We start from the raw sequence: 22850 nt of genomic DNA on the forward strand, positions 1-22850 counted from the left end.
TTTTATTGGTTCTCGTGCGCCCTGGCAACGGGTGGCCACCACCTGTAGCCGGCCTACGGTTACAGCTCGTGGCCACCACCGTAAGCGTCCTGCTCGAACTGCGCAAACCAGTCATTCTCCGGCATAGCCTCGTTCTGGCTGGGCTGATTGGCGGCAGCAGCAAGGTCTTCTCGAATGTCACGAGACACACCAGCAACATCCAGCAGGCTCGTATCCAGTCCCTCGACAACCTGCTCCTGGACGGCCGCAAATTCTTCTTCCTGGACAGTGGCCTGCTTACCCCAGTCCACCAGACGCGCACGGGCATCTTTCAGCCACTGCGCAAGCTCTAGATCACTACCACGGGTCACTGGAGGCAACGCAGTAGGAATCCTCACCTCAGACTCGTCCTCGGCTTCATCATCGTTCGCAGCAATGACAATCTCCTGCTTCACCAGATCCGCCTGCTTAATCTGGTCACGGATACGCCAGGCAATCACAGCCCCCGCCTCGTCAACCTCACCGAGGTTAAAGCACGCAGTGGCCATCAGATCACGCGGATCGAGACCATAGTCTATGCACTCCATCCACGCGGAGCGAACCTTATTCCTACCCTCGTCGGTCAGTGTTGCGGCCGCGTCGACATCGAGACGATCCCACCAACCGTCCAAGTTCCGGTCGACAAACGACGAAATAGCCTGATCCCTGCCGTAGCGGAACAGATCAGCTACGCGCTCGAAACTATCGGCGTACTCCTCGGCCTCGGTGTGAATATCGGTCGCCGAACGCTGCCGGTTATCCCGCGTAACCGCGTGCTCGAGCACGTCCCGTGCCGTCAAACCGGCCTCGTTGCCAGCTGAGTGCTCGTGGCTAAGTTCCGCCATCTCGTCCAGGCGACCATCGGTGACCGCGTACACCCGGTTTTCTTTCTTACCGCGCGTTAGCGCCACATACAGACTTGCTCGATCAGTCGAGGAATCAATCACCGCGTGCGTGGTATCCACCGTGGCTCCCTGGGCACGGTAGACGGTGGCCGCGTATCCCAGGTGCGTTTCCTGCTGCACGTACTCGGCAGGCAAGGTCAACATCTCACCACTGCTCGCATCGGCCACCAGCAAGCTGCCGTCCTCGTTGATCTGAGCAACGTGGAACAACTGCCCGTTAATCACTCGGTGACCAGGCATCGACGGGTCAAACTCGTTCGGGAAACGCTGGTTCTTGCGGGCAATGATCAGATCACCCACACCACACATGTCCCCGCGCGAGAGTCGGGCCTGGATGGTGTCGTCAACCTCGCCCGCCTCGATTCGGTGCTCGCGGATCATCTCATTCATCGCATCAACGTCAGCATTCGTCGACGCGACAACCAGCGAGCGACGACCGCGCGCAGTGTCTGCGAGATAGGCGTTGATGGCCTCCACAAGCATCTGCTCGCGCGTGCCACCTTGCAACCAACCACGGGCCTCGTAGAAGTCCACAGCGGAGGTATCACCAGAACGCAACCCGATGGAGGCCTCGGCCTGCTCGGTGTCTTTGCCGTGAGAAAAGCGCATCACATCGGTCAATTCAACCGCGTTGTTGTAGCGGCACATCGTGTCGAAAAGTCCACCAGTTCCCACAGCATCCAGCTGCTGCGGGTCACCAATCACGCGCACGATTGCGCCGGTTGCTTCCGCAATTTCGACCAGGGCAGCAAGGTTATCGGTGGTGGCCATGCCCGCCTCATCGACCAACAACATGTCGCCAGGGTTGATCTCCAACGGGAGAGCGGACACATCACCCGCAGTTGCTTGATCGCCCCTGCCGCGCCACGAATACGTCAACGTATCAATGGTGTGCGCAGGAATAGAAAGCTCCTCCGACAGCACCGAAGCGGCAGCCGCAGACGGCGCAAGACCAATCACGTTACGGCCCAAACGTGTCCACACATCGGTAACAATCTGCATGGACGTGGTCTTGCCAGTTCCTGCCGGACCAACGCCACACGCGACCAACGTGCCGGACTGAACCAGGTGACGAGCAAGCGCAACCTGGCCTGCATTTAGGCTAAAACCATTGGCCTCCTCGAACTTAGCGACCGCATCAAACACCGCCGACGAGTCCGCAAAAAGTGCAACCGGTTCCTCGACCGCGTGCAGCACGTCGTCTTCCTGGGCGAGGATCGTCTCCGTGGTGTACTGGGCGTAGTCCAGGTGGCGATCAACCGCCACACCGTCTTCCTGGCGCAGCGCCTGGGACAATTCCTGCGGCTCAAATGCGGTCAAATCAACCAGGTGTTTGTCGATAATTCGCTCAGTCAGCAGCTCAATTGCGCGCGCAGTTTCGGCGGTATCGGCGAACACAAAACCCTTCAACAACGTGTTCACGGCTGCGGTGACATGATGCCTAGCGAAGTAGGAACGCTTCTGCACCATGCGATCAATCACCGCCAGGCAGTGCTCATCGAGTGCCTTGTCGTCGATGTTTCCATCGGTGAAAAAGGCCGGGCGCTCGTCTGTTACTTTGCCCTGGGCAGCCTGGTGGACAGCAGTCAACAGTTCGTTTGCATCATCAAGTTGGAGAACATCATTCAGCCAGTTCTCGCGCAGCGTTTCCAAAGACTCAGCGGGCTTCTTAGCGTCACGAGTGTCCAAAATGGCTGCCTGCCATAGCGCATTCTGTGCGCGCTTATCGGGCTGGCGACCGTGCTTTTCCACGTAGTCATTGCGCAACTTGTCAAAGACCGGGCGGGCCATTGCTCGCCGCTTCGAGAAAGAATCCAGCAGCTTTTGGGGGATTCCAGCGACCTCCCACACCGGCTCCTTGCCTGCTTCGCGCGCGCTCGGAACGAAAGACAGGCCCATCTTCCGCGTCAAAATCTCTTGCAAAACCACGTCATACCGAGCCGATAACGTCTGGTTGTTTTTGAACATTGCGCGCGAGTCCAGGGTGCGCCACTTGCCATCTGGTCCCTGCACCTTATTCGCCACAAGCACATGCGAATGTAGATCAGGGTCACCAGCTCGGGTGTCAAAGTGGGTGAACTCTGCGGCCACTAGACCGTTGGTCTTTACCTGGGCAAGACCACCAGCACCCAGGCGAGTGCGCACCACATTTTCCTCCGCCCATGCCAGCACTTCGGCCACAGCCTCGTGGTGACACGCTGCAATCTTGCTCGCGGTGTGCTCGTCACTTAAAGCCCACAGCACCGACACACTCTTGGTGGGGGAGAAGGTCATGTCGAAGCCAGCGACCGCCTGCGTGACCTCGGCGCGCTGCTTATTGACCCAATCAATTACGTCGCGGTCGGGCGCATTTTCGTAGCCAGTCTTTGCGACGTAGTGCGGGCGACCAACCGAAATGGCCAGCTCCATGCGCTCGTCCTCGGTCAACAAACGACCGGTTGATTTCAGCAATTCCTGCTCGGCATCACGCAGTGCAATAAGCACAGGGATCTTATTGGTGTGGACCGGAAACTTCCCGCCTAGCTTGCATTCGTCGAGGCTCTTGCCTGCTTCCAGGAGCGCGTGGGTGTCGGGATGGTAGCCCAAACCGTAGAGAGCTTCCATCTGCTCGGCCTCGATATGGGCTCCAACTTCGATCACAAATGAGTTAAGCCCTTCGAGGCCCGCGCCGATCCAACGGCCAGGAGGGGTGCCCTTCGCCTGGTAATAATTGGCCAGCTTTCCGGCCTCCGTGGACTCGTCATAGGCATCGTTCGTCGCCACAGACCGCAGCAGGTACTGGTACCCACTGCCAGCGTGAACGGCGCGAAACGACATCATGATTCCAGATTCTAGCGCAGCGAATCCCCACTATCACTAAGAGTGCCTACTGTGTGTGGCAGTTTGAGCGCCGCAGGCGCGATGAGGGCCTAGTGGAGCTAGGCCTGAGGCATTTAGGTTTGGGGTATGGCAAAGAGAACAACGAAACGTCAACAAGCACGAGAACTAGCAATGATTGCGCTTGCAGAACGACTGGCAAATCAGGAAAAAGTTAAAGCCGCCACCCAGCGCGCGTTCCTCGCACAAACCGAGCTCGAAGCCGTGCGCGCCCGATTCGCAGCCGCTCTCCAGGAACTCGACCAACTCGGCGAAGCACACACCTGGCTACGTGAGTCCTTCGGCCTCACCGCCTCCGAACTGCGCCAGCTACTCGCCCTCGACACCGACGGCATCCACGACGAGGACGACGACGAAGACCAGCTCGACGGCGACGAGGACACCACCACCTCCGCCACCCACGAGAATGCGGAAGGGGAGGGCAACCGAGACGACCAGGAACACGATGGCGAAAACTCCACCGCCCCCGACAACGACGACCGCCGCGACAAGCACGACAAGAACTAGGCCGGCTCACCCTCCCCAGATCCACCGCCCACCCGTGGCCGCCTCGCACACCAGCGAGGCGGCCACCATTCATTGAACCGCCGCTAACTCGCGGATCACACACCCACTTCCCGGTATGGTGAGAACATGATTTCCTCGACCCCCATCCGCCTCGACCGCTACGAAATTAAGCACAATCTCGACGGCTTCCGCGTCCACTGGCGACAACGACTCGACACCTGGAAAGCCAACAACGAGGGGGCCATCGAGAAGAAATACGCTCAATCATTCTGGGCCGACTTCCTCGCCTGCTTCGGCATCTCCGCGACACGAATGGATCTATTCGAGCAAGACGCTCGTCGCGGATCCACGGGTAACACCGGCTACATCGACTTGTTCTGGCCATCCGTCGTCATTGGCGAAGCCAAATCCCCCGGCGTAAACCTCGACGATGCAGTCGCCCAAGCGCGCGACTACCTCCAAGGTGGCTCCGTCTCCGACACCGAGCAGCCGCGCTACATCCTCGCCAGCGACTTCGAAAACTTCCGCCTGCTCCGCCTCGGCTCCCCAGAACACCGATTCGACGTAACCTTCACACTCGACGAAGTCTCCGACAACGTTGACCTCTTGCGCTTCCTCGCCGGTTATGACGACTCCATGAGTCGTGAGGAAGAAGAAGCCGCCTCGCTTAAAGCATCCAAAGTCATGGCCAACCTTTTCACCGCAATGGCAGGCGACGACGTAGACGACGGCGTGGCCGATCAAGCCCCCATCAACCCCGAGGACGAAGACGAAGAAGTCCAACGCGCATCCGTATTCCTCACCCGCCTACTGTTCCTCCTGTTTGGCGACGACGCTGGCCTCTGGGAGCAAGACTTGTTCTACCGGTTCATCCTCGACCACACCACAAGCGAAAACCTCGGCAGCCAGATCGACGCGCTGTTCGACGTTCTCAACACTCCCGAGAACAAACGCAAGCGCGTTCCCGACTCGATGGCCGCGTTCCCCTACGTCAACGGTTCATTGTTCGATAGAGCAGGCGAGACACGCACAACGACGTTCTTTAGCCCTGAGATGCGCCACGCCCTCATTGATGCGTGCCGATTCCGGTGGACTGACATTTCCCCGGCGATCTTCGGTAGCCTTTTCCAGCTCGTGAAGTCGAAAGAAGCACGACGAGGAGATGGCGAGCACTACACTTCCGAGACCAACATCATGAAAACCCTCGGCCCGCTGTTCCTGGACGAACTGCGCGCCGAAGCAGACCAACTGATTGCAAAGACAACCGGCAGCAAGAAGAAACAGCTCGACGATCTCAAGCGATTCCGCGACCAGCTTTCCCACCACGTTTTCCTCGAAGCTTTCAACCCTACTTGGATACAAAATGGCGGCACAGTCGCGCTCGCGGCGTGAGTGGTTCAAAACCGGGGTCAGTGGTTCAACCCAAGTACAAGACATAATCGATGAAGGGACACTTGGTGGCAGGAGAAACAAGAAGGTTAGAGGCTGCGGAGATCAGCGTCGGGAGACTGCTGACCAGCGGCGACTTCGAGTTCGTCATTCCGGAATACCAGCGTCCGTATGCGTGGGGTGCTGAGGAATCGCTCCAGCTGCTATCGGATCTGCTCGGCGCGCTGGAGCGGGACACCGATGAGCCGTATTTCCTCGGGTCGATTGTTCTCGTGAAGTCTCCGAACGTAGCTCGATCCGAGGTCATCGACGGGCAGCAGCGCATCACGACATTGACGTTGTTGCTGTCGCTGCTTCGAGACCTCGTCGCCAACGAGGACCTGCGCCGTTCCATTCACGATCTGATCGAGAAGCCTGCGGTGGAGTGGGATAACCAGCCCGCAAGGCCACGTTTGAAGCTTCGTCCGCGCGACAACCAGTTCTTCTACGACTACGTGCAGACCGTGGGCAACACGGCAAGGCTCATCGAGCTCAGCGACAACATTCCCGAGACTGACTCTCAGCGGGGTCTACGAGACAACGCGAAGGCGCTTCACGCCGAGTTGGTGCAGCTCAGTGCAGAGCGGTTGAAGGATTTGTTCCGGCTCATCGCCGGGCGGGCCTTCCTGGTGACGGTTTCGACACCAGATTTGAACAGCGCTTACCGGATCTTCTCGGTGATGAATGCTCGGGGTCTGCCGCTTTCTCCGCAGGACATTTTTAAGTCCCAGGTGATTGGTGCGATCGACGAGCATGAAAAGCAGCACTATGCGGATCGCTGGGAGCACTTAGAGGAAAGCCTGGGTCGGGATGAGTTCGGTGATCTCTTTCTGTATATCCGAGCAATTAAGGCTCGCACCCGTGGCGTGAAGAGCCTCCTGCAAGAGTTCCCAGAGCAGGTTCTCAATACTTACCTGCCGGACAACGGAAGTGGCTTCATTCGGGAGGTACTCGAACCGTATGCTCGCGCCGACATCCGGTTGCTGGCGCAGGATTTTCAGGGCGAGGACCCGCACTGGGAGCAGGTGAACCACTGGCTCAAGCGACTCGATCAGCTCGACAACGATGACTGGCGTCCTCCGGCATTGTGGGCTTTGACCGAACATGGTGAGGACCCAGAGTTTCTCGTCGATTTCTTTGCCAAGTTGGAGCGCTTGGCTGCGAGCATGTTGGTTCGCCGGGTCTACGCGACGCCTCGCCAGTTGCGATATATGGAGCTACTCAAGCAGCTTGCTGATGGCTTGGGACTCGAGGCTCCGGCCTTCGAACTGACCGAGAGCGAACGAGCCGAGACGCGAGACCGTATTGACGGGGAGATCTATCTCGCTACTCGTGTGCGTCGCTATGTGCTGCTACGGCTGGATTCGATCCTGGCGAAGGACCCGGGCGCGTCCTATGACCACCGCATCATCACCGTTGAGCACGTTCTGCCGCAAAGCCCTGCTCAAGACAGCCAGTGGGTGCGTGACTTCACCGAGGATGAAACAGCGACGTGGACGCATAGGCTGGGTAACCTGCTGCTGTTGAATCGAATTTCGAACTCACGGGCGCAGAACTTCGATTTCGACGTGAAGAAGGACAAGTACTTCACCTCGGGTAAAGGCGTGGCCGTGTTCGCTTTGACGACCCAGGTACTGGCGGAACCAGTGTGGACTCCCGAGGTCGTTGAGCGCCGCCAAGAGGAGCTGGTGGGTCTGCTGGTCAAGGAGTGGCAACTCTAGCCGGGCGCTACTTGCCGATCGGCTGTGTTAGCTTCGCGCCATCCCTGAACGTGAACGTGATGGTGTCGTCGACCGCAACTTCAGCGTGGTCGACGAGGGTGTGCCATAGATATGGGGTGAACTCAATGTGGTCGATGTCGAGTTTGCCGAGTTCTTCCCGGTAGTGGCGGTAGGCGGCCTGCCGGTTGTCGAGATCGCTGATCTGGTCGAGGAGCCGGTGGTACTCCTCCACGAGTGTGGCGTGTTCGCTGGTGAGTTTGTCGAACCGGCGCTGGTATTCGGTTTGGTCTTGGGCGACGCGGGCGTTGCGGGCGATCAGCTGGTCGATCGCCTCGGCGACAGCACCCACGCAGGCGAAGATCTGGTCGGCTTCGATGTGTATGTCGGTGGTGTCGAGTTCGGCACGCACGGCCTTGTCGAGCAGCTCGTCGACCTGGTCCCGGTTGGCGAGGAGGTGGTGGACGGCGTCGAGGAACGCGGCGGTGATCTGTTCGTCGCTGACGTGCGGGGTCGCACACGGGGTTCCACCTGAGTATTTGTGGTTGCACCGCCAGATGCGTTTCTCATATTTGGAGCCGGCATGCCAAGTTTTCGACCCGTACCAAGCCCCGCACTGCCCGCACCTGATTTTCCCGGAGAATGTCCGCTGCCGGGAGGAGGAACGCCTGCCCGTGGCGGGAGCGACGAGTTCTGCTTGGACGAAGTCCCACACGGCTGGGGTGATGATCGGCTCGTGGTTGCCGGTGACGTAGTACTGGGGCACTTCGCCTTCGTTCTTGACCTGCTTCTTGGTGAGGAAGTCGGTGATGTAGGACTTCTGGAGTAGCGCGTCGCCCTTGTATTTCTCGTTGGTGAGGATGTTGCGCACCTGGGACGCCGACCAGTGTTTATTTCCTGTCGCGGTCTGGTAGCCCTCTTTCTGGAGGGTACGGGCGATGCCGGTCAGGGACTGACCGTCGAGGTAGAGGGAGTAGATGTAGCGGACGGTGACGGCTTGGGCTTGGTTGATGACGAGGTTGCCGTCGGGGCCTTTGTCGTAGCCGAGGAACCGTCCGTACGGGATGGTGACTTTCCCGTCGGCGAACCGTTTCCGGTGCCCCCAGGTGACGTTTTCGGAGATGGAACGGGCTTCCTCCTGCGCGAGCGAGCTCATGATCGTAATCAGCAACTCGCCTTTTGAGTCGAACGTCCAGATGTTCTCTTTTTCGAAGAACACCTCCACCCCGGCATCCTTCAACTGGCGCACGGTGGTGAGCGAGTCGACGGTGTTGCGGGCGAACCTGGACACGGACTTGGTGATGATCAGGTCGATCTTGCCGGCCAGGGCGTCGGCGACCATCGTTTGGAATCCGGCGCGGTGTTTGGTGGAGGTGCCGGTGATGCCTTCGTCGGTGTAGATGCCTGCGAGCTGCCATCCGGCATGGTCGGTGATGTAGCGGGTGTAGTAGTCGACCTGCGCCTGATACGAGGTGACTTGGTCCTCGTGGTCGGTGGAGACTCGGGCGTAGCCTGCGACTTTACGGATCGTGGCCTGCCCCAGGGGTGTGCCTGTGTGCAGGCGGCGGGTGGCTGGGATCGCGGTGACGGTGCGAGCCATCAGCGTTCACCTCGCTTAGCGCGGAGCCGTTCGGCTTCGGCTTTCGCCACCGCCCGGTACTTGGCGAGGGCTTCCGGGGGTGCTGGTGCGCTGCGGCCGTCGATGCCGAGTTTGCGAGCGTTGTCCCAGCGGGCTTTGACGAGTTCTGCCCAGGCTGCTTTCTTCGCCGGGGTCCAGGAGGACTTCTTCAGGTTCGGCCGCCACGTGTGGCTGCTGGTGGTGTCGTCGGTGTAGTGGAATGTGTAGTGGTCTTTGCCTGTCACGTCGATGTGGTCGATACGGGCGGTGAACACGTCGTCGTCGAACTCGTCGATGCCCAGGACGTCGGCGATGAAGGTTTTGAGGGCGGTGTCGGAGATTTCAATGGTGCGGCAACTGGTGGTGCGGCCTTTCTTGCGTTCGGTGCAGATCCAGTGTTCGGTGGTGATCTGGTTTTGGGTCTTGGGGTTGCGACGATTACGGACGAAGGAGCAGCCGCAGGTGGCGCACTTGATTTTCGAGGTCATCGCCACGGTCTCGATTGACCAGTTGGCTCGTGCCCCCAGGTCGCGGCGGCGGGCGATCTCGGCCTGGACGGCGGTGAAGGTGTCACGGTCGATGATCGCGGGGATCGCCCCTTCGACCAGGTACATAGGATGCTCGCCGGTGTTGCGCAACGCCCGGCCCGGTTTCCCGTCCGGGGTCGCCCACTGACCGAGCAACAAGTCGCCGGTGTAGGAGGGGTTTTTCAGGATGTGACGCACCCACTCGCCCGGCAGCTGGTTGTCGGCAAGGTGCGGGACGCGCCCATCGGTGATAAGTTGTGCGGCCATGGCCTCGCACGAGGTGGGCAGCATGTAGTGGGCGAACATCCACCGCACCACCTCCGCTTCGGCTTCAACGATCTCGACGTCGGTCGCATCCGGGGAGTCTGTGTAGCCGTAGAGGTGGAAGCCGTTGGCTTTGCCTTGCTCGAAGCCTTTCCTCACCCGCCATTTCACGTTCTGGCTGATCTGCTCCGACTCGGCCTGCGCGAAGGAGGCGAGCAGGGTGAGCACCAGCTCCCCATCAGCGGAGAACGTGGAGATGTTCTCTTTTTCGAAGCGAACCTCGACGCCGAGGGTTTTCAATTCGCGGATTGTTTCCAGCAGGTCGACGGTGTTGCGGGCGAACCGGGAGATCGACTTGGTCAAGATCAGGTCGATGCCACCGGCGCGGGCTTGAGCGAGCATGGCTTGGAACTGGGGACGGTTGGTGGTGGTGCCCGAGATACCCGAGTCGGCGTAGACGCCCGCATACTCCCAGCCGGGGGTCGATTGGATCAGGTCAGAGTAGCGCGAGATCTGTGCCGACAATGATTTCGGGGTGCGGTCGTTTTCCATCGAGATGCGGGCATACGCCGCGACCTTCTTGGCCCGCGCACTTTGGGGCGGCGGGGTCACCCGCTCCATCGTCGCCATCGGCTGCTTTTCCTTGTCTGACTAGGGGTTTTGTACCGTTTGCACGTCTATACATCACTCTGATCGGCCGTGAAGTCAACCAAGATCTGTGCTTTCAACGCCCCGATTTCCGCACCCGTGGCGGCGGCGATCCGGGAGGCGGCACGAGCCGACTGGGCCTGCGTGAGGATGCCGGATTGTGTGAGGTGGTTGAGTCGGGCGAGCGCGAGTGCGGTGGTCGTCTCGGCGTGCAGTTGGGCCGGTGTCATGGGCGTCCGCCTTTGGTGCCGAAGCGGTGGCGGATGTAGCAGGCGTGGCTGCAATACACGCGGTGCTTGTTGCCGTATGCGCTGAACACGGCACCGCAGTGTGGGCAGGTGAACTGGTAGAACGCGCGGCGGTTGATCTTCTCGGGGCGGGCATGCCACCAGGTGCGGCGGCACTGCTGACTGCAGAACTTCGCTGGCCGGGTACCGGTGATGGGTGCGCCGCAGTGCAAGCACCACACCCCGAGCGGGTTATCGACCGGCGGGATGGTCGGATCGGGGGTGATACGGGCGCGGCGGCACCACGTTTTGACAGTGTTGGCGTTGAGTTCCAGCTGGGCGGCGATCGCCGCGTAGGTCACCCCGGCTCGACGCATCACTGTTATCTGCTCCTGCTGGGTTGATGTCACTGCCGTCACCGGTTGGCTCCTTTCCATCTGCACCACCCCGGAAGCGGGCGGTCTCATCTGTCAGGCACCAGCGGCCGTGAAACCGGACGGGCCGCGAATACCTGCTCACCCGTACGCCCCGACACCGGCCGAATCCGGACGGGTACAAGCCGCAGAGACGACGAAAAGCCCCGCCACCACCCAGGACGGGCAGTGACGGGGCCGGATTCGTACTCTCAGACGGAGATGGCGCGGAGTGGTTAGTAGCCGAGCTTCTGATTCACCCGCTTCTGCACCTGGCTGTAGAGGTTGCCGAGGCGACGTTTGCGTTCCTCGCCGTTGCCGTAGTCGCCGCGAATGACCGCGTCAGCAAGCGCGTCAATATTCGGCCCGGACGGCTTAGCAGGTGTACGTCCGGCGAGTTTCTCGTTGACCCGGCGCTGGACAGCGGCATAGTTGGCTCCGAGGCGACGCTTGCGCTCCTCACCGTTTCCGTAATCGCCACGGATGACCGCATCAGACAGTGCATCAATGTTGACAGCGGGCGTGGGGGCGGGCTTCGGCTTCGCGGGCGCTGGCTTGCTGCCGGTCATGTGGTCGTACCAGTACTGTGCACGGGCCATGTAGGCGGCATGCTGGGAGCCTGCCAGCGAGGCCGGGCATTCGGTTGCAGAGAAGTTCTTGTGTCCGAACACGTTCTTGCCCCAGGCCGGGCGGCCGAGCTTGTAGTAGCGGCAGATCGCGGCGACGAGGTGGGTTCCGTTGTCGAGGCAAGCGTCGGACACCCGCCACGGGCTGGAACTCACGTCGGCGTGTTCGATGCCGATGCTGGTGGTGTTGGCGTTCCAGTTCCCGGCGTGCCAGGCGGTGTCGCGGTCCCACACGAGCTGGCCGATCTTCCCGTCGGACTGCACCTGGTAGTGGGCAGAGGCCTGGCGGTTTTGCCACACGTCGTAGCAGCCTCGGATCGTGAGGTTTCCGGCGTTGTGGTGGATGATGACCTTGTCGATACGCCGACCGCCTCGTCCGGCGGTGTAGTGCTTGTTCATGATGAGGTCGACATCGGCCTCGAGGGTGTTCCAGTTCTTCATCAGCGCTGCTCCTTATCGGTATGGGTTTCAGTTGGGTCGGTGTTGGTGAGGGGTGGTCGTTTGTCGGCGCGGTTGGCGATCAGGTCGAGGGCCTCACGCATCTGTGCGGGGATGGGCAGGCCGAGGCGGGTGGCGTTTTCGATCAGGGAGATGCCTTCGTTGGACAGGTAGAAGAAGATGACCGCTGCCCGTAGCACGCCGGGTGTGCCGATGACTTGGGTGTCGATCAGGTGCGCGAGACCAACCAGGGTGAAGATGAGAATCTTGCGGGAGATGCCCCGAAACCCGACTGCTGAGCTGACGCGGCGTTCGTTGATGGCCGCGAGGACTCCGGTGATGTAGTCGGCGGCAACGAAGATGACCAGGGCGTAGATCAGGCCGTCGAGTCCGCCGAGGTAGGCGGAGAGCCACGCGCCGAGGCTGGCGATGCCGGCTTGGATGGTGTGCCAGAGAGCGTTCAAAGACATGGAGTGTTTCCTTCCGAGGGGTGGGTGGGCATAAAAAACGCCCCCACCCGACACGGGTGAAGGCAGACGTGGATGCGACGAGCGGCGCGGGTTAGATGTTGGGGCTGGTCAGGACTTCCAGGATCGGCATCGTCAAATCCAGGCTTTCCACGACCGGGGCCATCAGCACCGGCTTCTCAGGCAGCACGGCTGCGGCGGGTGTTGGTGTGGTGTCGGAGACGATCGGGGTGATCGGATGTTCCACCACCGTCCCCACCGGCTCCACCGTCCCGACTGGCTCGACGGCGATGTCAGTCTCGCGGGTGGTCATTGGTGTTCCTTCCCGCTGGCGGCTTCGATGGCGTCGTAGAGCACGTCATACGCCTCCGCCGTCTGGCCGGAGAGTTCACCGTCGTAGCTGTCCAAGAGAGTCTTGAGGTCGGTCAGGTGGGTGTCGTAGGTCGGCCCGGATACCTCGGCGAGGGATTCGAGGAGCCGGGTGCGGGCGGTCATGAACTCTGCTGCTTGGTCTGGGTTGGCGAGCCGGAACGTCCCATCAGAGTCCAGCAGCGGCGCACCGTTGTCATCGCGGGCGGCGTATTCAGCCACCAGCTCGTATTCGTCTTCCCCGAACCTGGCGAGGGCTTGTGTGACGAGGGTGAGCAGTTTCGACCGCGCCCTGGACTGCGAGGCTTTCAGAGGCATTTCGGTGAGCAGCTCGGCGACCGGCTGCAGATACTGGTTGGCGAGCATGATGCGCATAGGTGTTCTCCTTAGCTGAGGGTGGTGGGCATGGTGGACAGTCCGGTGTTCGAGTAGTACTGCCAGGTGATGTTCGACCCTGATCCGGAGATCGAGGTGATCCAGCCACGGTTGAACAGCCCGATGAGCGAGTTCATCCGGCTCATCAAGTCCCCGACACGGTCGAACAGGCGGGTCATGTTGTAATACGACCCATTGGTGACGACCATCAGGTCATAGGTGTGAAACACGACCTTCGCCAGCCCATTGCTCGACGCCCACCCGGCGTAGGTGCCTTTCCCGGTGAGCGTCGCATCCTGCAAGGTCACGTAGCGCGAGCCGGTGGTGTAGAACTTGTAGCCGTTGGTGCGCAAGTCAGCACCGAGATGAATGCCGGCCTTGCCGTAGAAGCGTCCCTTCGGATCCAGGGTGAGGCAGGTGAAGTAGTCACCGCCCGATGCCGTCTGGTATGTCCAGGCCACATAGTCGCCTTGATAGGCGACCTGGTTGACGATGCCCTGCACGTCGGGCTTGTCCTTGTGGGCACGGCGTGCCATCTCCCCGATGTAGCGGGTGCCGTACCAGAATTTCATCCCGGAACTGGAGATTGTCCCTTCCAAGGTGGAGCCGTTGTACCAGGCGATCTGCGTCGGCGAAATACGGATCGACTGGTTCCATCCGGCCAAGCCCACTTGGATCGCGTTGGCTGCGAGCTTGTCGGCCGTGATCGACTTCGCCGCAATCCGATTCGCCGAGAGATAGCCGGTGGTGATCTTGCCCGCATCCAGCGCAGCGATCTTCGCGCTGGTGATCGCCGCGTCCTTGATCATCGCAGTCGTGATGAACCCGTTGGCGATCGTCAACTTGTCGCTCGTGATCGATCCCGCTGCAATCCGCCCAGCAGCCAAATAGCCCGAGGTGATCTTCGCTGCAGACAGCGACCCGATTTTCGCATCAGTGATCGCGGCGTTGGCAATCATTGCGGTGGTGATGAACCCACTCGCGATGGTCAGCTTGTCGGAGGTGATCGAGCCGGCAGCAATCCGTCCAGCAGCGAGATAGCCGCTGGAGATCTTGGCTGCCGACAGTGAACTGATTTTCGCGTCGGTGATGGCGGCGTCTGCGATGTGTGCGGTGCCGATGGCAGTGTCTCCGATGTGTGCTTGGCTGATCGCTTTCGGCCCGATCATCGCGGCACCGACCGGTGTTTGTTCCCATTGGTTGTTGGTGAGGATATATTGGCGGGCGATCACGCCATCGGCGCGCACTTGCCACAGCGCACCCTCTGGCCGGTCGGCGGCGTCCGCCGCAGTCGGATCGACAAGAGCAACCGTGAGCTGTCCATCCGAAGTCACCGCGATGTCATGGGCGTCTTGCGCCAGCTCCGTCGCGCTTGCGGCAGCAGCCTTGGCCTGGTCAATCTCGACCTGCGCGGTGGCGAGACGTTCATGCACCTGGTCGGCGGCGGTCTGCGCGTCGTGGGCAGCGGCGAGGGCGTGGTCGACTTGCGTGCGGGCGGCGTCGAGTTCGGCCTGGACCTGGGCATGATTCAGATCGGTGGCGAGTGCTATCCAGCCGGGGGTGCCGGTGTCGGTGAGCTGGTAGATCCAGATCTCAACCTGTTCGCCGTTTTGCCGGAACCACGTGTCACCCAGCCTGGCGTTGGCGGGCTGGGTGGTGCCGTAGTGGTTGGTGTTCTTCCCATCCGCCGACGCGAGGGCAAACCCCGCCACATCTTCTGCCTGCCGAGCCGTGTTGACGGCGGTTTTGACTTGGCGGGTGACGGTGGTGAACTTCCCAGCAACACTGCCAAGCTCTACGGACAGGTATGCCTGGCGGAGGGGGTCGTAGTCGTAGCCCACCACCCGCGCTGACAGCGCCACGCCGAGGTCGGTGTGGCGGACGGTGACTGTGTCTCCGAGCAGCACTGTCTCTAACTCGGCCAAATCCGCGTACTCGACGGTGGTAGCCAGGTCGACGAACGACACCTTGTACGAGGCGGATGGCTCATCCACATGCCGGGCGGAGTATTCGAGGGCGGCGAGGCGGCGCAGCTCCGTATACGCCTGATCGAGTGGGAGTTCGTCCTCGCGGGGCTGCTCGGGGTCTTTGATTTCCTTCACGTCGCCGTAGCGCATCACGCGGATACGCGGAGTCGCATACGCACCGAGCTTTGGGGAGTCGACGTAGAGTTCGGGCAGGAGGAGGCCGTCGTAGCCGACCGGCAGAATCCTCGTGACGACCGTGGAGAAGTCGATGGAGGCTTGGTAGCCGGTGAGGTTTTTCCGATCCCGGATCACCACACCCCGATCCTGGCCACGCTGTGTGGCGTGGTGGATGTGCCAGTTGTCCCGGGTTATCTCACCACCCCAGCGGGAGGCGAACGTATTGTCCTCCCCGGTGTCCATGACAGCTTGAGCGAGGGGCATCCGCACCACCCGAGCACTCGCCCGAGTCGTGGTGTCGGAGCTGGTGGCGGTGAACCTGTGCGGCGTGTTGGCGGCTGCGAGGAGCTGGTCGAGTGCGGGCTTGGCGGTTTTGTTCACCACGAACGTGTCGGCGATCAGATTCGCTGCCAGATCGTAGAACAGGTGGAACGCGGTGACTTCGAGCAGGCCGTCGAGGGTGGTGGTGACCTCGTGGATACGGAACCCTTGACGCAGGCTCATCCCCGGCACCGGGCACGCGATGATCGCCTCCAGGGTGAGCAGTAAAGCGGCGGGCGCGTCAGCCGGATACGAGAAGGTAAGCGAGTATTCGCCGCAGAGTTCTTCGGTGACGACCGGGTCGATCACCTCCCGATCCAAAACGGCCAGCCCGGTGGTGGTGAAGTCGGTGGCGATGCGGTCGTGAACCGTGATCATCAAAATGCCTCCAAACAGCATGAAGGCCGCCCACCACAGGACGGCCAGGAACAATTGAGCGAACGGGGTGGTTAGAGGTTGCGCCAATTCGGCACGACGACGACCTTGCTGATGCCGGTGCCGAGAGTGATCCGGTTGGCTCCCGGTGTCAGTGTCGGGAAGCTCCCGGTGAGTGCGTCGGTTTGGACGTTTCCTGCGACGTGGGCGACGAGCCGATCCGCATCGAGGGTCACCTGCCCGGCCGGGCTGTTGACTCGACACTGCCGGCCGTTGATGCTGAGCGTGAGTTGGCCGGTGCCATAGACGGTGATGACAGGAGCGGTCTCCAGGAGACCCGGATTCGTCAGCGTCCCTGAACTCGTCAGCGTGACTGGGGTGAGTCCTTCGGTGAGGTAGGTGAAGGGTTGGCAGATCAGTTCAGCCTCGAACACACCCAGCGACGCCAACTCACGGCTGAGCGGACCGACGGCGGCGTGCTTCACCCGTCGGAACAGGCCGGGCTCGCCGGACAGGCTGATTGTCGTCGCGTCCATCAGTGCCTGTGCTGCGTGCCGGTAGCCTGCCATGCCGTCGCCGGTGGGGATAGCGAGTTGGAGGGTGAGGATCGTGTCGTCCCAGCCACCCAGCCGGGTCAAGGTGCCAGCCCGGCCAGCGACATCAATATCGTCGACCACACGCGACGCCACTGGTATCTCCACCGGGGCAGTCAGCCGCAACCCCAACGTGCGGGAGGAGATGGTGTGGTTGAGGGTGAAGGCGAACATTAGGTTCCTCCTGTCAGGGCGAGGTCACGGCGCGACAGCTTGGCGAGCCGGGTATTCATGGCCGGGGCGAGTTTGCCGACCAGCGTGCCGTCGTTGAGCACCACCTGAATATCCAGCGAGCTGAGCAACCTGCGCGCGGTCGTATCGACGATCCCCTCCACATCCACCGTCTGGTCACGAGCCGCTTGTGCGGACATCGCGGCGCTGACGGCTGCGGCCGGGGTGAGGTCAACTGTGGGCATGGTGAGGTTGGCGGTGGCGTCGATGGGCACGTCCACCCCGTCAGCCAGCTCGCTGAACGCGTCCAACGTGTCGGCGGCCAGCGTGGTGGCGGCGTCTGTGGCTTTGCGCCCATCGGTGCGGATGGAGTCGGCGAGGCCTTCGACGAGCATCGAGCCGACCCACGCCATTTCCGTGGAGGGCGAGTGAATGCCGAAGAAGTCGGTAATGCCGTCCCAAATGCTGCTGATCCAGCCGGAGACCTGATCCCACAACCAGCCCGCCAACGACTGGATACCGTTCCACAGGCCGCGCACGAGGTTCGAACCGGCCTCCGCCATCTGCCCCACACCCTGACCGACCGCTGACACGATGCCCGTGATGATCTGCGGGATCGCCGCGACAATCGTGGAGACAATCTGCGGCATGTTGCCCACCAATGCCGTGAGCAGCTGGATACCGGCTTGGACGAGTTGCGGGATGGCTCCTGCAATCCCGTTGATGAGCGCCGAAATGATCTGCGGCAACGCCGCCACAATTGTCGTAATGATCTGCGGCAGAGCACCAATCAACGCGGTCAACAGTTGAATACCGGCGTTGATCAACTGCGGAACTGCTGACACGATGCCGCCGATGATGGCGGTGATGATCTGCGGGAGTGCTTCCACGATCGAGGTGATGATCTGCGGGAGCGCACCAATTAGGGCGGTCAAGAGCTGGATGCCTGCTTGGATGATTTGTGGGATCGCGCCGACCAGGAAGCTGATGATGCCCTCGATGATCGCCGGGAGGGCTTCGATGAGCACTGGGATCGCCGCGAGCAGTCCCTCAGCTAGGCCGAGAATCAACTGGAGTGCAGCGTCCAGCAGGAGCGGCAGGTTGTCCACCAGTTCCTGCACCAGCGCCATCAGCATCTCCACTGCGGCCGGAATCAGCTCCGGCAGCGCTTCGGCGATGCCAGTGACGAGGGTGGCAATAATCTGAATCGCCGCCTCCAACAGAGCCGGGAGGGCTTCGATGATCGCCTCGACCAGCGCCACCACCAGGGTGACGGCAGTTTCCGCGAGCTGTGGCAGCACCTCAATGATCCCCTCCAACAACGAGGTGAGGATCGTCATGCCAGCCTCAACCACGGCGGGCAACTGTTCGGCGATAAACGCCAACGCTTCCTGCAAGACGGTGCCGAGAGTGTCGATGAACGCCGGGACACCGCCTTCTTCAATCGCGGCAGTCAGGTCGTCGATCCAGCCGTTGGCCATCGGCATGACCGTCCCCGCCAAGGCATCGGTAACACCAGTGGCAAGCAGGCCTTTCAGGTTCGCGATCCCGTCCTGCATGGTCGCCAACTGGCCGCTAAAGGTTTGGGATTGGGCGTCCATCGCCCCATAGAACCGGCCACCCTCGGCCGTGGCAGAAGCAAACGCGTCCGCAACCATGTCCGCAGAGATAGCTCCCTGGGCCATTTCCTCCTTCAACTCACCAATGCTCTTGCCGGTCTTGCGGCTGATCTCTTCGAGCGGGTTGAAGCCGGCGTTGATCATCTGCAGCAAATCCTGGCCAGTCAACTTGCCGGTGCTGCTCATTTGCGCGAACGCGAGGGTAAGGGACTCCATTTTGACGGCGTCACCTTGAGAGATGTCGCCGATCTCGTGCAGGTGCTTCTGTGCGTCCTCCAACGACATGCCGAAGCTGAGGAGGGTCTGCATGTTGGAGGCCAAATCTTCCATGCCGAACGGGGTCTTGGCGGCCTCCACCTTCAAGTCGTTGACCAGCTGCTGGGCTTTGGCTTGGTCGCCGAGCATGGTGGTGAAGCTGGTGGTGTATTGCTCCATGCGGGCGTTGTACTCAACACCCTCCTTGAGTGCCCCGGCCATGCCGCGTCCGATACTGGCGATGGCGTGGCCGATGCCCTTGACCCCTGCGACGATGGCTTCGGATGCCAGGTTGGCTTTCAGCACGTCGCCGAAGATGCGGGTCTTACCCCCGGTGGAGTCCATCTCGTCACCGAGATCATCCACAGCAACTTCGAGCTTGCCCGCGTCCTTCGCGGCGTCTTTGGCATCGTCACCGGCACCATCGGCCTCGTCACCGAACTCGGTGAGCGCGTCGTTATTCGACTTCAGCTCGGATTCGAGCTTGTTCAGTTCAGCTCCGGCATTGTTGAGCTGGATCTGCCAGTTCTTCGTCCGCGAATCGTTCTCACCAAACGACGTGGCACTGTTCTGCAACGCGGCTCGGAGGGTTTCGATCTTGGCTTTCTGCGCCTCGATCTCCTTACCCAACACCTGGTTTCGGGCCGTCAACGCTTCGGCGGACTGGTCGTTCTTGTCGAACTGGGAGGCGACCAGCTTCATCTCGCTGCCGAGCACCCGCATCTCACGGTTGATATCCGTGATCGCCCGCTTGAACTCCCGCTCACCCTCCAAACCAATCTTCAAACCAAACGATGAGTCAGCCATGGGGATTCAGCTCCTATGGGAAGATGTGGATGACAAGGAAAGGGGGGCTGGAGTTGAGCGGTATCGATTTCGATGTTCGCGAGTTCGCGCGGCTGCTGTCGACGTTGCCTGCCCATCTACCCATCTCCGATGCGATGGAACAGGCCGATCCTCAAAAGAAAGGCCGTTGGTGGTCCTCACAACGCGAGCACATGAGTAGCTGGTTCGACTCGCAAGCAACCACTGGGAGTGGCTCGTTCACAAGACAAAAGCCCAACATGTCTGCCCGCACCACGTACAACATGCTTCAACACCCGGAGGGCCTCGTGTGGATTGCCGAAGCGCTGGGGGTGGACACACAACTCGTACAACAGGTCGCCAACGATGCCCTTGCCATCAATCGCCGCAGTCGCAGCAAATTCGTTCGCCAGCACTTGCCCTGGGACATGATCGCTGGCCTTGCTAAATCCGAGATGGAATCACGTCGTCGATGAACCACTGACGCAGTGGCTTGGCCCGGCCGGTTTCGAGTCGCCAGCAGTCGATGAGGTCGAGGAGTTCCCCGAACACCATCAGGCCCACCTCCACCCGGCTCAGGTGAAGGTGGGCGATGCCGATGTAGGTGAGCCGGGTGAAGATCGCCTCCGGGCTGTCGACTATTCGGCCTTGGCCTTGGTGGCTTTTGGGTCTGGCTCGGTGGCGATGACTCGGCGGGTGCCGCGCTGCAGGGCTTCGGCGATCGCACCCCGATAGTCGGACAGATCAGCGGGCACGGTCAGCAGCTCCACCGCTTCTTCGGTGAGTTCCGGGCGCAGGTTGTCGGGGTGGCGCAGATTGTGGATGGCGACGGACTGGTTCGCGAGCAGGGTGATCAGCCAGATCACCTCACCCAACGTCGCACCCAGATCACTCGAGGACTCCAATGCTTCGCCGAGGTGTTCCAGGCCGCCGTAGCGCTCCGCGATCACGCGGGTGGCGCGGGTGGTGAGCACCAGCTCGAACTCCTCCCCACCAATCACCACCGTCGCTGACCGGGCGGGGTCAGTCGCCGGAATCGTGGTCTTCGACATTGTTGGCTGCTCCCTTCCCTTTAGCCTGCGGCTACTGCGTCGGTTGCGGGCTCGTACACTGCCGCGTACCAGCCGGTGATTGTCTCGGGCTTGACCCCGGGGCCGCCTTCGGTGACTTCGGCCTTCCACGGATGCCGTCCCTTGCTGTCGGGCTTGTTGCGCCGCAGGATCGTGCCCTCAATCGACGGGGTGGAGAACGTGATGGAGTCGGCTTTGGTGGCGAGCGTCGTGGTCGGCAGGGCGAACTTCACCCGGTAGAGCCAGAAGTACTGGTATTTGCCGTTGGAGCGTGCGGCGCGGAAGCCGATTGCCACCGGCGTGCCGCCATCCTCCGAGGTGGAGATAAGCACCCCGTTGGCATCCAGGGTCGCCCCCGTCAGCGCCGCTGCCGCCTCACCGCCGAGGTCGTCGACGCCAAGCGTGAGCGTGCCGGACTTGAATTCCTTCACGATCTCCGATGCGCCGTCATCGGCATACAAGATGGCCTCAGCTACCTCGACCGACAGTTCGGCGGAGATGGCTTTCGCGAGCGGCTTCGGGGCGGCATAGGTTTCCTCACCCGTGTCCGGGTCTTCGATGATCGTGGCGTAGTAGAGCTTGTCCAAACCAATCGTGGCCATGAGTGTGTTCCTTTCTAGTACTGGTGGTGGGATGCGACATCGATCGCGTAGTGGTGGTAGCCGGTGTCAGCCTCAAACCCGACGTAGCGGCGGGCGGTGACGGTCAGGTCGGCGTCAAGGAGCCCCCTAGTGAGCCGGTCACGAGTGGTGAGGTAGTTGCCGGTGGTGAACACCGCGAGCCGGACTTCCTCGATCTCGACGCCAGGCCGGTTGTCGGCGAACACGTCGAACACGTCGCTCAATGGCGTGGCGACGAGGTAGGTGGCCGGTGCAGGACTGTCGGTGAACAGGCCGACGGCGATCGGCAGACCCTCCTGATCGGCGATCGCCGTTAGTTGTTCCAAGAGCGGGGCGGTCATGGTTTCACCTGCCCGAACTTGGCTGCCAACGCCTGTTTCATGGCTTCGACCGCGCCACTCCTGGTCTGGTTCCTGGTGGGTGCCAGGAACGGCCGGGCGGGCTGACTACTTCTGCCGTGTTCGAGGACGTTGGCGATGAGCGCGCTCGAGCGCCCGTCACGCCGGTTTTCGGCAAACCCGACCTTGACGTTGTGATCTCCACGGGAGTTCACCTTCACGCTCGTGGTGCCGAGCGCGCCGAGCAGCTGGCCGGTCGACCGCGACGGCTCCTTAGTGCCAGCACCGATGGCTGCGGCAAGGTTGGAACGCATCCGTGGCTCGACCACGGCGGCCCCGGCACCGAGCACCTCATCGGCGGAGGCTTCCAGCACGTTGGATGCGGCGTTGAGGGAGTCGATGAAGGCGTTGGGGAGCCTGATTTGCACACGCGCCATAGTTAGCCCCCTTCTGGCGTGGTCTGGTGGGCGAGGATTTCCACATACCGGCCAATCTGCTCCACACTGTCGATCAGGTAGCGGCCGTCCGGGCCGGTGATCTCCATGTCGGCCGTGACCGGCAGTCCTGGGATGGCGCGGATACGGAACAGCAGATCGGCTTTCGTGTAGGCGGCACGGTTCACCCACGCCGCCGAGGCGTGTCGGGTCTCGATATAGGCGCGCACGGTCGCACGTATCGCGTCACGCGTCGACGTGAACCCGGCCTTGTCGCGCTCGACCACGGGTTGGATGAGGTCGATGATGGTGCGCATCGAACCAATCGAAGCCATCAGCTTGCTCCTTAGATTTTCCAGTCGCGATCGAGGCGGAGCAGGTTGTTCACCGCGTCCCACACCGCCCGGGCGGCTTCGGGTTTGTCCGCCCAAAACCCTGCGGTCGCGCCGTCGCGGGATTCGTAGAAGTGGGAGGCGAGCATGACGATGCCTTGCCGAGTCGCCCCCGACATTGCCGCCTGCTCGTAGTGGCCTTCTTCGAGGTGTTGGAAGCTGCACGCGTAGGAGGTGGCCGCATTGACCAGCGCCGTAATCAGCGTGTCGTCGTCATCAAACGTGATGAGCAGATTCTGCTTGACCTGCTCGACCAGTTCGGTCGTGTCCATGGCGGCCACCTCCTATC

The 22850-nt window shown here is 61.5% G+C and carries 22 protein-coding genes; 4 read left to right on the top strand and 18 right to left on the bottom strand.

The annotated features are described in order from the left end of the window. Nucleotides 1-59: 59 nt before the first annotated feature. A complete protein-coding gene (gene mobF / locus B843_RS03395) occupies nucleotides 60-3743 on the bottom strand; it encodes a MobF family relaxase (RefSeq protein ID WP_025252118.1) in 3684 nt (1227 codons plus the stop codon). Between the two features lie 171 nt (nucleotides 3744-3914). On the opposite strand from mobF, the gene B843_RS03400 reads away from it, so the two are divergent. From B843_RS03400 to B843_RS03410, 3 genes are all read left to right on the top strand, one after another. Further along, on the top strand, nucleotides 3915-4307 hold the full coding sequence (locus tag B843_RS03400) for a hypothetical protein (RefSeq protein ID WP_025252119.1): 393 nt from the start codon (nucleotides 3915-3917) through the stop codon (nucleotides 4305-4307). 126 nt (nucleotides 4308-4433) lie between these two features. After that, on the top strand, nucleotides 4434-5699 hold the full coding sequence (locus B843_RS03405; protein ID WP_051483436.1) for a type IIL restriction-modification enzyme MmeI: 1266 nt from the start codon (nucleotides 4434-4436) through the stop codon (nucleotides 5697-5699). Between the two features lie 65 nt (nucleotides 5700-5764). Further along, nucleotides 5765-7456 (top strand): DUF262 domain-containing protein, encoded by a 1692-nt coding sequence (locus B843_RS03410; protein ID WP_025252121.1) that lies wholly within the window; start codon nucleotides 5765-5767, stop codon nucleotides 7454-7456. A gap of 7 nt (nucleotides 7457-7463) precedes the next feature. On the opposite strand, the gene B843_RS03415 is transcribed toward B843_RS03410, so the two are convergent. The 11 genes from B843_RS03415 to B843_RS03465 all read right to left on the bottom strand — a co-directional run bounded on the left by B843_RS03415 (nucleotide 7464) and on the right by B843_RS03465 (nucleotide 19710). Further along, nucleotides 7464-9053 (bottom strand): recombinase family protein, encoded by a 1590-nt coding sequence (locus B843_RS03415; protein WP_025252122.1) that lies wholly within the window; start codon nucleotides 9051-9053, stop codon nucleotides 7464-7466. Beyond that, nucleotides 9053-10492 (bottom strand): recombinase family protein, encoded by a 1440-nt coding sequence (locus B843_RS03420; RefSeq protein WP_025252123.1) that lies wholly within the window; start codon nucleotides 10490-10492, stop codon nucleotides 9053-9055. Before B843_RS03420 ends, B843_RS03415 begins: the two co-directional genes overlap by 1 nt. A 47-nt stretch (nucleotides 10493-10539) precedes the next feature. Further along, nucleotides 10540-10740 (bottom strand): hypothetical protein, encoded by a 201-nt coding sequence (locus tag B843_RS03425; protein WP_025252124.1) that lies wholly within the window; start codon nucleotides 10738-10740, stop codon nucleotides 10540-10542. Further along, a complete protein-coding gene (locus tag B843_RS03430; protein ID WP_210766195.1) occupies nucleotides 10737-11156 on the bottom strand; it encodes an RNA polymerase sigma factor sigma-70 region 4 domain-containing protein in 420 nt (139 codons plus the stop codon). Before B843_RS03430 ends, B843_RS03425 begins: the two co-directional genes overlap by 4 nt. A 230-nt stretch (nucleotides 11157-11386) precedes the next feature. After that, complete coding sequence (locus B843_RS03435; RefSeq protein WP_025252126.1) at nucleotides 11387-12217, bottom strand: N-acetylmuramoyl-L-alanine amidase; 831 nt, start codon at nucleotides 12215-12217, stop codon at nucleotides 11387-11389. Next, nucleotides 12217-12684, bottom strand: coding sequence for a phage holin family protein (locus B843_RS03440; protein WP_025252127.1), 468 nt, complete (start codon nucleotides 12682-12684; stop codon nucleotides 12217-12219). The genes B843_RS03435 and B843_RS03440 overlap by 1 nt, the downstream gene beginning before the upstream one ends. Nucleotides 12685-12775: 91 nt before the next feature. Beyond that, entirely contained in the window at nucleotides 12776-12994 is a 219-nt protein-coding gene (locus tag B843_RS03445) for a hypothetical protein (RefSeq protein ID WP_025252128.1), read from the bottom strand. Further along, nucleotides 12991-13425 (bottom strand): DUF1617 family protein, encoded by a 435-nt coding sequence (locus B843_RS03450; RefSeq protein WP_025252129.1) that lies wholly within the window; start codon nucleotides 13423-13425, stop codon nucleotides 12991-12993. The genes B843_RS03445 and B843_RS03450 overlap by 4 nt, the downstream gene beginning before the upstream one ends. 11 nt (nucleotides 13426-13436) lie before the next feature. Then, the gene (locus B843_RS03455) at nucleotides 13437-16355 is read right to left on the bottom strand and encodes a phage tail spike protein (RefSeq protein WP_244877345.1); all 2919 of its coding nucleotides are present in this window, start codon (nucleotides 16353-16355) and stop codon (nucleotides 13437-13439) included. Continuing rightward, complete coding sequence (locus B843_RS03460; protein WP_025252131.1) at nucleotides 16340-17032, bottom strand: hypothetical protein; 693 nt, start codon at nucleotides 17030-17032, stop codon at nucleotides 16340-16342. Before B843_RS03460 ends, B843_RS03455 begins: the two co-directional genes overlap by 16 nt. Next, complete coding sequence (locus B843_RS03465; RefSeq protein WP_025252132.1) at nucleotides 17032-19710, bottom strand: phage tail protein; 2679 nt, start codon at nucleotides 19708-19710, stop codon at nucleotides 17032-17034. Before B843_RS03465 ends, B843_RS03460 begins: the two co-directional genes overlap by 1 nt. Here B843_RS03465 and B843_RS13740 point away from each other — a divergent pair. Next, a complete protein-coding gene (locus B843_RS13740) occupies nucleotides 19698-20183 on the top strand; it encodes a hypothetical protein (protein ID WP_155895088.1) in 486 nt (161 codons plus the stop codon). The two genes, B843_RS03465 and B843_RS13740, sit on opposite strands and share 13 nt — an antisense overlap. 162 nt (nucleotides 20184-20345) lie before the next feature. On the opposite strand, the gene B843_RS03475 is transcribed toward B843_RS13740, so the two are convergent. From B843_RS03475 to B843_RS03500, 6 genes are read right to left on the bottom strand one after another with little or no spacing between them, the layout of a single operon-like run. Continuing rightward, nucleotides 20346-20759 (bottom strand): hypothetical protein, encoded by a 414-nt coding sequence (locus B843_RS03475; RefSeq protein ID WP_025252134.1) that lies wholly within the window; start codon nucleotides 20757-20759, stop codon nucleotides 20346-20348. A gap of 20 nt (nucleotides 20760-20779) precedes the next feature. Continuing rightward, on the bottom strand, nucleotides 20780-21379 hold the full coding sequence (locus tag B843_RS03480) for a major tail protein (RefSeq protein WP_025252135.1): 600 nt from the start codon (nucleotides 21377-21379) through the stop codon (nucleotides 20780-20782). Nucleotides 21380-21393: 14 nt separating this feature from the next. Next, nucleotides 21394-21738 (bottom strand): hypothetical protein, encoded by a 345-nt coding sequence (locus tag B843_RS03485; RefSeq protein ID WP_025252136.1) that lies wholly within the window; start codon nucleotides 21736-21738, stop codon nucleotides 21394-21396. Next, nucleotides 21735-22172, bottom strand: a complete 438-nt coding sequence (locus tag B843_RS03490) for an HK97-gp10 family putative phage morphogenesis protein (protein WP_025252137.1) — start codon at nucleotides 22170-22172, stop codon at nucleotides 21735-21737. The genes B843_RS03485 and B843_RS03490 overlap by 4 nt, the downstream gene beginning before the upstream one ends. Nucleotides 22173-22174: 2 nt before the next feature. After that, entirely contained in the window at nucleotides 22175-22504 is a 330-nt protein-coding gene (locus B843_RS03495; protein ID WP_025252138.1) for a head-tail adaptor protein, read from the bottom strand. 11 nt (nucleotides 22505-22515) lie between these two features. Further along, nucleotides 22516-22833 carry a head-tail connector protein gene (locus B843_RS03500; protein WP_025252139.1) on the bottom strand — a complete coding sequence of 106 codons (318 nt, stop codon included), beginning with the start codon at nucleotides 22831-22833 and terminating at the stop codon, nucleotides 22516-22518. Nucleotides 22834-22850 lie beyond the last annotated feature (17 nt).

Source organism: Corynebacterium vitaeruminis DSM 20294 (assembly GCF_000550805.1).
GTDB lineage: Bacteria > Actinomycetota > Actinomycetes > Mycobacteriales > Mycobacteriaceae > Corynebacterium > Corynebacterium vitaeruminis.

What these genes read in the sequence shown, in the direction of transcription:
- B843_RS03490 (WP_025252137.1), bottom strand. Translation starts at nt 22,172, where the DNA reads ATGGCGCGTGTGCAAATCAGGCTCCCCAACGCCTTCATCGACTCCCTC.
- B843_RS03435 (WP_025252126.1), bottom strand. Translation starts at nt 12,217, where the DNA reads ATGAAGAACTGGAACACCCTCGAGGCCGATGTCGACCTCATCATGAAC.
- B843_RS03465 (WP_025252132.1), bottom strand. Translation starts at nt 19,710, where the DNA reads ATGGCTGACTCATCGTTTGGTTTGAAGATTGGTTTGGAGGGTGAGCGG.
- B843_RS03400 (WP_025252119.1), top strand. Translation starts at nt 3,915, where the DNA reads ATGATTGCGCTTGCAGAACGACTGGCAAATCAGGAAAAAGTTAAAGCC.
- B843_RS03405 (WP_051483436.1), top strand. Translation starts at nt 4,434, where the DNA reads ATGATTTCCTCGACCCCCATCCGCCTCGACCGCTACGAAATTAAGCAC.
- B843_RS03460 (WP_025252131.1), bottom strand. Translation starts at nt 17,032, where the DNA reads ATGTTCGCCTTCACCCTCAACCACACCATCTCCTCCCGCACGTTGGGG.
- B843_RS03425 (WP_025252124.1), bottom strand. Translation starts at nt 10,740, where the DNA reads ATGACACCGGCCCAACTGCACGCCGAGACGACCACCGCACTCGCGCTC.
- B843_RS03415 (WP_025252122.1), bottom strand. Translation starts at nt 9,053, where the DNA reads ATGGCTCGCACCGTCACCGCGATCCCAGCCACCCGCCGCCTGCACACA.
- B843_RS03450 (WP_025252129.1), bottom strand. Translation starts at nt 13,425, where the DNA reads ATGCGCATCATGCTCGCCAACCAGTATCTGCAGCCGGTCGCCGAGCTG.
- B843_RS03485 (WP_025252136.1), bottom strand. Translation starts at nt 21,738, where the DNA reads ATGACCGCCCCGCTCTTGGAACAACTAACGGCGATCGCCGATCAGGAG.
- B843_RS03445 (WP_025252128.1), bottom strand. Translation starts at nt 12,994, where the DNA reads ATGACCACCCGCGAGACTGACATCGCCGTCGAGCCAGTCGGGACGGTG.
- B843_RS03495 (WP_025252138.1), bottom strand. Translation starts at nt 22,504, where the DNA reads ATGGCTTCGATTGGTTCGATGCGCACCATCATCGACCTCATCCAACCC.
- B843_RS03440 (WP_025252127.1), bottom strand. Translation starts at nt 12,684, where the DNA reads ATGTCTTTGAACGCTCTCTGGCACACCATCCAAGCCGGCATCGCCAGC.
- B843_RS03475 (WP_025252134.1), bottom strand. Translation starts at nt 20,759, where the DNA reads ATGTCGAAGACCACGATTCCGGCGACTGACCCCGCCCGGTCAGCGACG.
- B843_RS03420 (WP_025252123.1), bottom strand. Translation starts at nt 10,492, where the DNA reads ATGGCGACGATGGAGCGGGTGACCCCGCCGCCCCAAAGTGCGCGGGCC.
- B843_RS13740 (WP_155895088.1), top strand. Translation starts at nt 19,698, where the DNA reads ATGAGTCAGCCATGGGGATTCAGCTCCTATGGGAAGATGTGGATGACA.
- B843_RS03500 (WP_025252139.1), bottom strand. Translation starts at nt 22,833, where the DNA reads ATGGACACGACCGAACTGGTCGAGCAGGTCAAGCAGAATCTGCTCATC.
- mobF (WP_025252118.1), bottom strand. Translation starts at nt 3,743, where the DNA reads ATGATGTCGTTTCGCGCCGTTCACGCTGGCAGTGGGTACCAGTACCTG.
- B843_RS03480 (WP_025252135.1), bottom strand. Translation starts at nt 21,379, where the DNA reads ATGGCCACGATTGGTTTGGACAAGCTCTACTACGCCACGATCATCGAA.